The sequence below is a fragment of the Caballeronia sp. M23-90 genome (assembly GCF_053574605.1).
This window is the reverse complement of record NZ_JBSIPA010000183.1, coordinates 1-11,900: the sequence shown is the minus strand read 5'-3', so window position 1 is coordinate 11,900 and position 11,900 is coordinate 1. Positions and strand designations below refer to the sequence as shown.

Sequence of the window (11,900 nt, the reverse complement as noted above, 5' to 3'; positions counted from 1 at the left end):
TTTCAGCCGCGGGCGCCGAGGACCACAGCGCGTGCTGCGGCGGCGTTGCTGCCGGCGAGATGACCAAATGGTTCGATACCAATTATCACTTCATCGTTCCCGAATTCAGCGCGGGCACGGAGTTCACACTCGATCCGTCACGTCTGCTCGAACAACTGGCTGAGGCCAAGGCGCAGGGCGTCAAGGCGAAACTGGTGATCATCGGCCCGGTGACGTATCTGGCGCTTGGCAAGGCCAAGGACGACTCCAACAAGCTGGCCCTGCTGCCGCGCCTGCTGCCGGTGTACGCGGAACTGTTGACCACGCTGGCCGCAGAAGGCGTGGAATGGGTCCAGATCGATGAACCCATCCTCGTGACCGAGCTGTCCGCCGACTGGCAACAGGCGTACGTCACGGCCTATCAGGCGCTTGCGAACAGCAGGGTCAAGCTGTTGCTCGCGACGTACTTTGGCCCGTTGCTCGGCAATCTGGCGCTGGCTTGCAAACTGCCGGTGCACGGCCTGCACCTCGATGCAATCAACGCCCGCGCCGAAGTCGATGCAGTCATCGCTCAATTGCCGCAAGACCGCGTATTGTCGCTCGGCGTGATCAACGGCCGCAATATCTGGAAGACGGATCTGGCGAGCGTGCTCGACTGGCTCGAACCCGTTGCGAAGAAGCTCGGGAAGCGCCTCTGGATCGCGCCTTCCTGCTCGTTGCTGCACGTGCCGGTCGATCTCGACAGCGAGCAGAAGCTCGATACAGAAGTCCGCTCATGGCTTGCGTTTGCGCTGCAGAAACTCGGCGAACTCAAGCTGCTCGCCACCGCGTTGAATCAAGGCCGCGACGCCGTCAAGACCGAACTGGCTGCAAACAGCGCCGCCATCGCCGAGCGACGCGCATCGCCGCGCGTGAACAACCCGGTGGTCAAGGCCGCCCTCGCGAAGATCAATCCGGAGCTGGGCCAGCGCAAAAATGTCTATGCGGCACGCGCGAGCAAGCAGGCTGCCTTGCTGAAACTGCCGGCGTATCCGACGACGACCATCGGCTCGTTCCCGCAGACCGGCGCCATCCGCCATGCGCGCAGCCAGTTCAGGAGCGGTGCGCTCGACGACGCCGGCTACAAGGCCGCGATGCGCGCCGAGATCGAGCGCAGCGTGCACGAACAGGAAGCGCTGGGGCTCGACGTGCTGGTCCACGGCGAAGCCGAGCGTAACGACATGGTGGAATACTTCGGCGAACAGCTCGATGGCTACGCCATCAGCCAGTTTGGCTGGGTGCAGTCGTATGGTTCGCGTTGCGTGAAGCCGCCTGTCCTCTTCGGCGACATCAGCCGCCCGAAGGCCATGACCGTCGAATGGATCAAATACGCGCAGTCGCTGACAGCCAAGCCGATGAAAGGCATGCTCACCGGCCCCGTCACGATCCTGAACTGGTCCTTCGTGCGCGACGACCAGCCGCGCTCCGTCTCGTGCTACCAGCTCGCGCTCGCCATCCGTGAAGAGATGCTCGACCTCGAAAAGGCCGGCGTGCATGTGATCCAGATCGATGAAGCCGCATTGCGCGAAGGCCTGCCGCTGCGCAAATCGCAGTGGAACGCATACCTCGCCTGGGCGGTGGAATCGTTTCGCATCGCGGCGAACGGCGTGGACGACGAGACGCAGATCCACACGCATATGTGTTATTCGGAGTTCAACGACATCATCGCTTCGATTGCCGACATGGACGCTGACGTGATCACCATCGAGACTTCGCGTTCAGACATGGAGTTGCTCGACGCGTTCGATCACTTCAACTACCCGAACCAGATCGGACCGGGCGTGTACGACATTCACTCGCCGAACATTCCGACGCAAGAGCACATCGTGCAATTGATGAGGAAAGCAGCCGAACGCATTCCGGCGCAACGCCTGTGGGTGAATCCGGATTGCGGCCTGAAGACGCGTCAATGGGAAGAAGTCATTCCGGCGCTGACCAACATGGTGGCGGCTGCCAGGACGCTGCGCGCTTCCATCTGACAAGCACGCTGTGCACTCTATCCCGGGCTGGTCCCGGGATTTTCCCGTTCACGGATGCATCGCTGCATCGAGACAATGTATCGTGTCACCAAATCCTTGAACGAGGCGGTGATGAAGCGAATTCTGATCATTGGTATTGGTGCGGGCAACCCCGACTATGTGACTATTCAGGCGGTCAACGCGCTCAACGAAGTGGACGTCTTCTTCGTGATGGACAAGGGCGCCGCCAAGCAAAAACTGATTGCATTGCGGCGGGAGATCTGCCGGCGTTTCATCAAGGGAAACGATTACCGGTTCGCCGAGGGGACGAGCCCGGAGCGGGAGCGCAATGTCGCCGATTATCGCGGGAGCGTGGAAGATCTCAACGACGACAAGCAGGCCGTATTTGAACGGCTCATTTCAGACGAGATGGCGGACGACGAGTGCGGCGCGTTCCTGACGTGGGGTGATCCGGCGCTGTACGACAGCACGATCCGGATCATCGATTCGATCATCAGGAAAGGCGGTCACGAGATCGAATATGAAGTGATCCCCGGCATCACCAGCGTGCAGGCGCTCGCCGCGCAGCACAAGATCCCGTTGAACCGCATTGGGGGATCGATCCAGATCACGACCGGCCGGCTGATTGCGGAAGGTTTCCCGGACAATGTCGATACCGTCGTTGTCATGCTGGATGCCGAAAACGCGTACAAACGTTTCGCGGATCAGGACATCGATATCTATTGGGGCGCGTATGTAGGAACGCCCGATGAAATCCTCATCTCCGGAAAAGTGAAAGACGTCATGGGCGATATCGAGCGCGTTCGCGCCGAGGCGCGCAACGCGAACGGCTGGATCATGGACATTTATCTGATGCGAAGAAATCGAAGTGTCACTGACAGATAGCGAACCACAAGCGAACGTATAGCGGATGAACAACGAACGAACCATGGCGAGCCCGAACTATACTGGCGCATCTGGAGGGTTCAATGACCGATCACGAAAGACTGCACCCGCTGCGTCCGTTCCTGAAGAATTGGGTCTGGGAGCATGGTCGAATCGGGACTCGCTATCTCGATTGCACCGACGGCGCCATCAAGTTCGATGAAGGCAAGAAATCGCATTTTGCCGCCGAGAAATACATCTACGTCCCACTCGACAAAGACGCTCCGGACAACGCCGCCGCGGACGGCCCGGTGATCCAGGAAGCGGGACTTGCCCGCTTTTTGCGAGCGGCGCAAGTGGGCACACCGGCGGAAGCCGGTTCTGTTGCCGACGTTCAACGGGCGGTGCAGGACTGCGTGGAGCTTGGCATCTTCAGCGCGTACCAACGGGAAGCTCACGAATCGCTCGCCCGGTACGCGCAAGAAGCGATGTTCGACGACGAGATCCGCGCAGCCGTTGTCGAAGACATTCGTCGCAGCTACGCCGGCATGCGTGCGCAACTCGCGCTGTACGATTTCAGCGTGCTCTACGGCTTGCCCGCACCGCTCCTGATCAGCGAGACGCCGTTCATCGACTGGCGGGTGCGTGCCAGGCCGGCGCAACCGTTTGTTTCCCTCCCGCTTGGACCGTACGCTCTGCTGGTCGGCGCGCCGTCAGGCAGGAGCAGCCGTGTCGGTCCGGTCGTCTGGAAAGCTGCGAGCGCAATGGGACCGCTGAAGGATCACAACCGGCATCTCGCGGAGCACGCGCGGCTCTGGGTCGTTGCAACCACGGACGATCAACTGATCGCGGAGCAAGGCCGCTTTGCGCCCGCCATCGATCCGGCAAAAGAGGACACGAAGCCATCATGACAGGCGGTGCAATGAACCGAATGCAGCAGGAACTGCGGTGCGATGTCGTGGTTGTAGGACTGGGCGCCATGGGCGCCGCAACGCTTTACCAACTCGCCAAAGCGGGCGCCGACGTTGTCGGCATCGACCGGTTCGCGCCGCCGCACGACCAGGGCTCGAGTCACGGCGACACACGCATCACCCGCCTGGCGGTTGGCGAAGGCGCCGCTTACATTCCGTTTGTGCACCGCTCGCACGCAATCTGGCGCGAGCTCGAAGCAGACAGCGGCGAAGCGCTCTTCGAGCAATGCGGCGTGCTTGTGATGACGTCGAGCGAAGCGCCCGCACGTCACCATGGCGCGGAAGATTTCACGGGACACACCATTGAACTTGCGCGCCGTTACGGCATTGCGCACGAGATCCTGAACGCCTCGCAAATCCGCACCCGGTTTCCCCAGTTCGGACCGGTTCGCGACGACGCAACCGGTTACTTCGAACCCGAAGGCGGTTATGTTCGCCCGGAGCGTTGCATTGCGGCGCAACTGAACGCATCACGCAAACTGGGCGCGACGGTGATCACCGGCACGACGGTTTCATCGATTGAATCTGACGACGGCGTGGTGCGCGTCAGAACCGGCGATCGGACGCTCGCGGCCAGCAAGGTCATTGTGTGCGCCGGAATGTGGTCGGCAAATTTGCTGGGTGAACCGTTCGGCGCGTTGCTGACGGTCTGCAGGCAAACACTGTTCTGGTTCAGGCTCGAAGAACCATCGATATTTCCAGAAATGTCACCGACCTTCATCCTTTCGCACGGTCCACTGGAAACGGATATTTGCTACGGCTTTCCGCCCGTTCCCGGCGAAGGAAGCATGAAGATCGCAACGGAGCAGTACGTAGGTTTGGATTCCATCGATACACTCGATCGCAATGTCTCGGACGCGGAGGTTGCGCAAATGGTCTGGTCCCACGTCTCGGAGAATTTTGCGGGCGTGACGCCGGAGCTGGTCAAAGCCGCCGTTTGTACCTACACGGTCACGCCCGACTATGGTTTCATCATCGACGACCACCCCACGCTCGCCGATGTGACCGTGGTTTCCGCGTGCTCAGGGCACGGCTTCAAGCACTCGGCGGGTATCGGCGAGGCGCTTGCGCAGCGGACCCTCACGGGACGAAGCGATGTCGATCTCTCGGCGTTTTCGGTGAGCCGTTTTAACGTGCGGTAATTTTACGCAGCCATCCTCCAATTCGTAGCTGTCATTCTTCAGTGAAATAGCCGTAGAATGCCGCGCTTATCGGGGAATTGCTTTGCCGGCGGGAGCCTCACAATTCATCCATGCCAGTCGTTGCGGCAACGTAAAGATACCAATCGGTTCGGGGATGAAATGAGCACGTTGATGTGGGTCGTGTCTGTGTGGGCGATGGCTGCACTGCTGGTCGTGTTGTTCGTGCATGGGGCCAGCATCAAGTCGAAGCCGCCCGCCAGGCGCAAGCCCGCCGAGGCAACGCCGCCGGCGGCACAGACAACGGAGAATTTGCGCCGCGTTTCTTCCGAAGGCTGAAAGTTTCGGTTCCTGTCAGGCCCAGCTAAAAAGCCGCGCTCGTTCCCGGGCGCGGCTTCTTTTTAAACGACAACAGCTCCAAAGCTCAATCCGCCGGCCGCATCTTCGCCACTTCGGCATCCGATGGCTGGACGCTCGCGCCATCGATATACCGGTACGACGTCATCACGCCCTTGCCGTCCTTGAGCGCCGTCGTCCCCACGTACGCGCCCATGGTCGACTGGTTGTCCTGCGCGCGATACGAGATCGGGCCAAAAGGTGTATCGACGGACAAGCCCTTGAACGCCTGCGCCAGCTTCTCGGAGTCGGTCGACCTGGCTTTCTTCAAGCCATCGGCAATGGACATCAGCGCCGAGTATCCGACCACCGATCCGACCCGTGGATAGTCGTGATATTTCGCCTGGTACGCCGCGACGAACTTCTTGTTCGCGGGGGTATCGATGGAATACCACGGGTAGCCCGTCACGATCCAGCCAACCGGCGCCTCGGCGCCCAGCGGATCGATATATTCGGGTTCGCCGGTCAGCAGCGACACCACCGAGACGCCCTTGAACAAACCACGTGTATTGCCTTCACGCACGAACTTGCCGAGATCCGCGCCGAACTCGACGTTGAAGATGGCGTCGGGTTTGGCATCGGCGAGGGCTTGCGTCACGGCGCCTGCGTCGAGCTTGCCGAGCGGCGCGGCTTGATCGGCGACAAACTCCACATCCGGTTGCGCGGCCTTCAGCAAACGCTTGAACGTGGCTACTGCGGACTGTCCGTACTCGTAGTTCGGATACACGACCGCCCAGCGTTTCTTGTGCAGCTTGGCGGCTTCGGGCACGAGCATGGCGACCTGCATATAAGTCGATGGACGCAGCCGGTACGTGTATTTGTTGCCGTCCTGCCAGACGATCTTGTCGGTCAGCGGTTCAGCGGCGAGGAAGAAAATCTTGCGCTGCTTCGCATAGTCGGCGAGCGCCAGACCCGTGTTCGAGAGGAAACCGCCAAACAGCAGCGAGACCTGCTCGCCCGTCACGAGCTCCTGCGCGACGCGAACCGTGTCGCCCGGATTGCCGTTGTCGTCGCGGGAGATGACCTCGAGCTTCTTGCCGTCGATACCCCCTGCCGCGTTGACTTCATCCAGCGCCATGTTCCAGCCGTTCTTGTACGGCCCGAGGAACGCCGGCTGCGCTTTGTAGCTGTTGATTTCGCCAATCTTGATGGTGTCGGCAGCAGCCGCGCCGGTCGACGCCAGGGCGGCGGCTAGCGGCGTAACCATCAGGACGGTCAGGCGCAGCAACGATCCAACACGCGTGGTCATAGTTGTTCTCTCCAGATGGGTGCTGATTAAAAACCGCTTCATACGTTCACGCGTCATACGCTCAAGTAAGCCCGCCGCACGGCTTCGTCGCGTGCGAGTTCGTCTATGGTGCCGCTGAACCGGATCTGGCCTTTTTCGAGCACATAAGCGCGGTCACTGACGAGTTCGGCAAAGTGCATGTTCTGCTCGGAAAGAAGAATGGAAAGCCCTTCGCGCTTCAACTCCAGAATCATGTTCGCCATCTGCTCGACGATGATCGGCGCCACGCCTTCCGAAGGTTCATCGAGCAGGACGAGATACGGGTTGCCCATCAGCGTACGCGATACCGTCAACATCTGCTGCTCGCCGCCGCTCATCTGGCTGCCGGGGCGGTTCGGCATTTCGCCGAGATTCGGGAACAGCTTGAAGAGTTTTTCGGGCGTCCAGCGCGGTGCGTTTTCGCGGGGCGGCTGACGGCCGGTATCGAGATTTTCCATCACCGATAAATCGCCGAACACGCGGCGGTCTTCCGGCACGAAACCCATGCCAAGACGCGCGATGCGATATGGCGGCATCGTGGAGATGTCCTGGCCGCAAAAGTCGATCGCGCCGCGCCGCGTGGGAAGCATACCCATGAGGGCTTTCATCGTGGTCGATTTGCCGGCGCCGTTGCGGCCCATCAACGCAACCACTTCGCCGCGGCCGACTTCGAGACCGACGTCGTAGAGAATCTGCGCACGGCCGTAGAACGCGTTCAGGCCCGAGACCTTCAGCATGGCCGTCATCGAGCAACTCCGTCTTCGGCAAGCGATGCGCGCGGCATGAACGATTTTCCCGTGCCGAAGTACACCTCGCGCACACGCGGATCGTTGCGCACGGTCTCGGCATCCCCCTCGCCGATCAGTTTTCCGCGTGCGAGCACGATGAGTTTGTCGGCGTAAGCGAACACCACGTCCATGCTGTGCTCGGTGAAAAGCACGCCGAGCTTGTGGTCGATCACGAGTTGCTTCGTGAGCGCCATGAGGTCGTTGCGCTCCTTGGGCGCCATGCCTGCGGTCGGTTCGTCCATCAAAAGCAGTTTCGGCTTGTTGGCAAGTGCGATGGCGAGCTCGACGCGCTTGACATCGCCGTAAGCGAGCACGCCGCATGCGCGCTTCGCGTGCGCCGCCATGCCGACTTGTTCGAGCAGCGCGAGGGCTTCGTCGGCGTGTAGCGATGGTGCAGGCTTCCACCAGTTGAACAGTTCGTGATCGCGCGAGACCAGCGCCATCTGGACGTTCTCGATGACGGTCATCGAGTTGAACGTGGCCGCGATCTGAAAAGTCCGGCCAACGCCCAGGCGCCAGATATCGCGTGGACGTCTGCCGGCGATCTCGTGGCCATCGAAAAGGATCGAACCCGAGCTTGGCTTCAACTGGCCGTTGAGCATGTTGAAGCACGTCGACTTGCCCGCACCGTTCGGACCGATCAGCGCAAGCAGTTGTCCGGCTTCGAGGTCGAAGGAGACGTCGTCGACCGCCTTGAGGCCACCGAACGATCTCGCCAGATTCGATACCCGCAGCAACGTCATAGCGCCTCCTTGGCAGGTTGCGGCGCGGCGCCGTGATCGGCATTGCGGCGTGAGTCGAGCTTGTGCTGGACGAAGCCCACGATACCCTGCGGAAATGCAATCACGAGCACCAGGATCGCGCCGCCGAGCAACGCTTGCCAGTAGTCGGTCTGCCGCGCGACGGTATCCTGCAGCCACGTGAACACCGCTGCGCCAACGATGGGTCCGGCCAGCGTCTGTATGCCGCCGAGCAGGACCATCACGAGGCCATCGACCGAGCGCCCCACGCTGATCACTTCCGGCGAGATGGAACCCTTGGAGAACGCGTACAACGATCCGGCAAGCCCGCAAAACAGCGATGCGATTATGAACGCGACCCATTGAATCCGCTTGACATCGATACCAATGGCTTCAGCGCGCAATACCGAATCACGCGAAGCACGCATTGCATAGCCGAGCGGCGAGAACAGCATGCGCCTGAGCATCCACACGCCGATGACTGCAAAGAACAACGTCAGGTAGTAATACGCAATCGGCGAACTCAGCCACGCCGATGGCCACAGGTTGAGAATACCGTTGCTGCCGCCCGTCACCGCATCCCACTGGTACACGACCGACCACACGATCTGCGCAAAAGCGAGCGTCAGCATGGCGAGATAGACGCCCGACAGACGCACGCAAAACCATCCGAACACGAGTGCGCCCAGGCCCGCAAGCACGGGGCCGAGAACAATGGCGGCTTCCATCGGCAAGTTGAGGACTTTCAGGAACAGTGCTGCGCCATACGCGCCAAGTCCGAAATACGCAGCGTGCCCGAACGAGTGCATGCCGCCCGGTCCCATGATGAAATGCAGGCTCGTCGCAAACAAGACGGCGATCAGGATCTCGACCAGCAGCACGGGCATGTACGGGAATACGCCCGACAACAGCGGCGCGAGCAACAGCACCGCGAGGACGATACCGGCGAATATCTTGAGCCGCGAATCGGCGCGGCGCAGTGGTGTTTCGGCGAACGCCATCGTGCGAACGGCCGTTTGCGCGCGACCAAGCAGTCCCCAGGGCCGCACAACCAGCACGATCGCCATCACCACGAACTCCGCCACGAGCGTGAATTTGCTAAGCGAAAAGACCACGCCGCCAATGGTCACATCGCCAATGCCGATACACAGCGCCTTGATCTCGGCGATCAGCAACGCAGCCACGAAGGCGCCGGGAATCGATCCCATGCCGCCCACCACCACGACCACGAATGCGTTGCCGATGGTATCGAGATCCAGCGAAAGATTCGCCGACATGCGCGGCACTTGCAGCGCACCGCCAAGTCCCGCGAGAAACGCGCCGATGAAAAACACGCCGGTAAAAAGCCACGCCTGATTGATGCCGAGTGCGCCGAGCATCTCACGGTCGCTCGTTGCCGCGCGCACGAGCGTGCCAAGACGCGTGCGCGTCAGGCCGAACCACAGCACCGCGAGCACGATGGGACCGATCACGATCAGCGCGATGTCATACGTCGGCAGCGAGTGGCCGAGCAGACTGACCGCACCGCCAAGCAACGGTGCGCGCGGGCCGAACAGGTCTTCGGGGCCCCAGATGTAAAGCGCGGCATCGCGGAAGATCAGCACCAGCGCGAACGTGGCAAGCAAGTGGAACAACTCGGGCGCCTGATAAATGCGCCTGAGCACGATCATCTCCACGAGCGCGCCGATTACGGCGACGACGACAGCCGCGGCGAGCATCGAAAGCCAGAAGCCCGCGACCGTTGAACCGAAGCGGCTCGCAATGCTGTAGGCCACGTAGACGCCAAGCATATAGAACGAGCCATGCGCGAAATTGACGATACGCGTCACGCCGAAGATCAACGACAAACCGGACGCGACCAGAAACATGGCGCATGCATCCGCTAGTCCGTTGATGAGTTGCACAGCCAGGTTCGACAACATCGACGCCTCTATCGCTTGGTTTTCATCAGGAAGACGGCGCCTGTCCTGCGCAGCGCTGGATCAACTCATCAACTCATGTACACACTCTAATTCTAGTCTTCTATGCAATGAGTATGCCTGTTTTACAGCTAGTGACTTGTACTAGGTATTTTGGCCTTTTGTCGCTATGCAGAAGGACCTTAAGCCTGACGGTTCGCTGACATGCAAGCAATGCACCGCACCGCATTGCACCTTTAAAACCCAGCGTACACACCACAATCTCTTTTGCGGTGCGAAGGTCCCGCTATTGGTGCAATGCCGCGAGCCACCTCTGCCTGGCATGCGGACAGGATGCAATTATAAGAAGCAGTGGCTTTGCCCGCAGTGGTTTTATGGATCTTGCAGCGATATCAGTCGCTCTCGACCGCGCTCAGTTTGCGCAGCAGATACAAGACGGCCACGCGTTCGGCGTCGTTGAGATCGCTCATGGTCAGCTCACTGATGCGCCGCGCAACCGGCGTTACGCCCTCGACCAGTTCTTCGCCCGCCTGCGTCAATTGCACGGTGACCTTGCGCCGGTCATCGCGATTGGTGCGCAACTCGATCAGATCGCGCGCCCTCAAACGTTCGATAATGCCGCGTACCGTGGCCGCATCGATTGCGGTCGCCTTGCCAAGGTCGCTCATGGACGATGGCCCGAGCTTACGGCTCGCGCTCAACACGGCAAACTGCACGGCGGTCAGTTGCGGGTCGTCGATACTTCGCCCGAAGATGAACAGATGCCGCTGATAAGCCTTGCGCAGCAGATGCCCGATCTGCTCCGATACTTCATATTGGGGCAAGGGAGGTTGCAAGGTATCGGAGGAACGCATCGGAGGGTCAATGCGCATGTTTGCGCACCCGCGCCGACACCTGCTGCAGGTCCTTCCACGGCGCTTCGTTCGGCGCGAAAGTGGCGCGGATATACGTTACGAGGTCGGCCATCTGCCGGTCATCGAAGGAGTCCCTGAAGCCGGGCATGTAGCCGAGCGCATCGGTGGCGGGGGCGTCGATGCCGTTCTGAATGACCTTCAGCAAGTTGTCGGGCGTAGCTTCGCTCACACTTGTATTGAGCGCCAGCAACGGTCGCACACCGAAGTTGCCGACACCGCCGGTCGCCGCATGGCATACGGCGCACGCGCCATCGAAAATACGGCGGCCGCTGTCGAGAGCTTGCAGGGTGATGGCGTCCGGTTTGGCTTGCGCGACTGCCACCGGTTTCGCGACTTCCGCCGTAGCCGATAACGACGCCACGTAATGCGCCATCGCACGGACGTCGGCTTCGGGCAGTGTCGACAAACTCGCGACGACCGGCGCCATCGGTCCGGCGGCGACACCGTGCTCGTGCGAAAAACCGGTCTTCAGGTAATCGTAGAGCGCCTGTTCGGTCCACTTGACGGGCGCTTTCGAGTTGCCGACCAGCGAAGGTGCAACCCAGCCCTCCGCGCTGCCGCCCGTCATGTACAAGCGTCCGCCTTTTTCCGCGCCGAGTGCGTTGCGCGGCGAATGGCATGCGCTGCAGTGGCCGGCGCCATCGACGAGATATTGCCCGCGGTTCCATTGCGCCGAACGCGTGGGGTCCGGCTTGAATTCACCCTGCTTCAGGTACAACGCATTCCAGCCCGCGACCAGCGCGCGCTGGTTCAACGGGAACGGCAAGCGCGTTTGCGGCGGATATTTTCTCCACGCGCAACTCGAAAGCGGATCGTTGTGTCCACTGACCATGACGTTCGCGAGCATCCCGGTGCTGCAAAAGGAACCCGCGCTCTACGCGCGCCTGCAGGCGCAATTGCTTTCG

10 protein-coding genes and 2 pseudogenes are annotated in these 11,900 nt (G+C 60.9%); 6 read left to right on the top strand and 6 right to left on the bottom strand.

Annotated elements, in window-relative coordinates:
- The 5 genes from metE to ACRXB1_RS18535 form a co-directional block, all read left to right on the top strand.
- Positions 1–1,997: 5-methyltetrahydropteroyltriglutamate--homocysteine S-methyltransferase (gene metE / locus ACRXB1_RS18555; RefSeq protein WP_449492813.1), on the top strand; the 1,997-nt coding region annotated here is incomplete at its 5' end.
- A gap of 111 nt (positions 1,998–2,108) precedes the next feature.
- The gene (gene cobF / locus ACRXB1_RS18550; RefSeq protein WP_449492812.1) at positions 2,109–2,882 is read left to right on the top strand and encodes a precorrin-6A synthase (deacetylating); all 774 of its coding nucleotides are present in this window, start codon (positions 2,109–2,111) and stop codon (positions 2,880–2,882) included.
- 83 nt (positions 2,883–2,965) lie between these two features.
- Positions 2,966–3,772, top strand: coding sequence for a hypothetical protein (locus ACRXB1_RS18545; protein ID WP_449492811.1), 807 nt, complete (start codon positions 2,966–2,968; stop codon positions 3,770–3,772).
- 11 nt (positions 3,773–3,783) lie between these two features.
- Positions 3,784–4,974 (top strand): N-methyl-L-tryptophan oxidase, encoded by a 1,191-nt coding sequence (gene solA / locus ACRXB1_RS18540; RefSeq protein WP_449492810.1) that lies wholly within the window; start codon positions 3,784–3,786, stop codon positions 4,972–4,974.
- 159 nt (positions 4,975–5,133) lie between these two features.
- A complete protein-coding gene (locus tag ACRXB1_RS18535) occupies positions 5,134–5,310 on the top strand; it encodes a hypothetical protein (protein ID WP_155524263.1) in 177 nt (58 codons plus the stop codon).
- 85 nt (positions 5,311–5,395) lie between these two features.
- On the opposite strand, the gene ACRXB1_RS18530 is transcribed toward ACRXB1_RS18535, so the two are convergent.
- From ACRXB1_RS18530 to ACRXB1_RS18505, 6 genes and pseudogenes are all read right to left on the bottom strand, one after another.
- The gene (locus tag ACRXB1_RS18530) at positions 5,396–6,616 is read right to left on the bottom strand and encodes an ABC transporter substrate-binding protein (RefSeq protein WP_062001067.1); all 1,221 of its coding nucleotides are present in this window, start codon (positions 6,614–6,616) and stop codon (positions 5,396–5,398) included.
- A gap of 53 nt (positions 6,617–6,669) precedes the next feature.
- Positions 6,670–7,380, bottom strand: coding sequence for an ABC transporter ATP-binding protein (locus ACRXB1_RS18525; protein WP_075360208.1), 711 nt, complete (start codon positions 7,378–7,380; stop codon positions 6,670–6,672).
- Entirely contained in the window at positions 7,377–8,165 is a 789-nt protein-coding gene (locus tag ACRXB1_RS18520) for an ABC transporter ATP-binding protein (protein ID WP_449492809.1), read from the bottom strand. The genes ACRXB1_RS18525 and ACRXB1_RS18520 overlap by 4 nt, the downstream gene beginning before the upstream one ends.
- Positions 8,162–10,084, bottom strand: a complete 1,923-nt coding sequence (locus tag ACRXB1_RS18515; protein WP_449492808.1) for an ABC transporter permease — start codon at positions 10,082–10,084, stop codon at positions 8,162–8,164. The genes ACRXB1_RS18520 and ACRXB1_RS18515 overlap by 4 nt, the downstream gene beginning before the upstream one ends.
- Before the next feature lie 389 nt (positions 10,085–10,473).
- The gene (locus tag ACRXB1_RS18510) at positions 10,474–10,953 is read right to left on the bottom strand and encodes a MarR family winged helix-turn-helix transcriptional regulator (protein ID WP_449492807.1); all 480 of its coding nucleotides are present in this window, start codon (positions 10,951–10,953) and stop codon (positions 10,474–10,476) included.
- A pseudogene (locus ACRXB1_RS18505) lies at positions 10,943–11,776 on the bottom strand (c-type cytochrome); the annotation flags it as partial. The pseudogene ACRXB1_RS18505 and the gene ACRXB1_RS18510, both read right to left, overlap by 11 nt.
- Here ACRXB1_RS18505 and ACRXB1_RS18500 point away from each other — a divergent pair.
- Positions 11,769–11,900: pseudogene (locus ACRXB1_RS18500) on the top strand (acyl-CoA dehydrogenase); the annotation flags it as partial. The pseudogenes ACRXB1_RS18505 and ACRXB1_RS18500 overlap by 8 nt on opposite strands.

Coding starts and splice junctions, on each gene's coding strand:
- ACRXB1_RS18535 (WP_155524263.1), top strand. CDS start 5,134: ATGAGCACGTTGATGTGGGTCGTGTCTGTGTGGGCGATGGCTGCACTG.
- ACRXB1_RS18530 (WP_062001067.1), bottom strand. CDS start 6,616: ATGACCACGCGTGTTGGATCGTTGCTGCGCCTGACCGTCCTGATGGTT.
- ACRXB1_RS18545 (WP_449492811.1), top strand. CDS start 2,966: ATGACCGATCACGAAAGACTGCACCCGCTGCGTCCGTTCCTGAAGAAT.
- ACRXB1_RS18510 (WP_449492807.1), bottom strand. CDS start 10,953: ATGCGCATTGACCCTCCGATGCGTTCCTCCGATACCTTGCAACCTCCC.
- cobF (WP_449492812.1), top strand. CDS start 2,109: ATGAAGCGAATTCTGATCATTGGTATTGGTGCGGGCAACCCCGACTAT.
- ACRXB1_RS18525 (WP_075360208.1), bottom strand. CDS start 7,380: ATGACGGCCATGCTGAAGGTCTCGGGCCTGAACGCGTTCTACGGCCGT.
- solA (WP_449492810.1), top strand. CDS start 3,784: ATGAACCGAATGCAGCAGGAACTGCGGTGCGATGTCGTGGTTGTAGGA.
- ACRXB1_RS18515 (WP_449492808.1), bottom strand. CDS start 10,084: ATGTTGTCGAACCTGGCTGTGCAACTCATCAACGGACTAGCGGATGCA.
- ACRXB1_RS18520 (WP_449492809.1), bottom strand. CDS start 8,165: ATGACGTTGCTGCGGGTATCGAATCTGGCGAGATCGTTCGGTGGCCTC.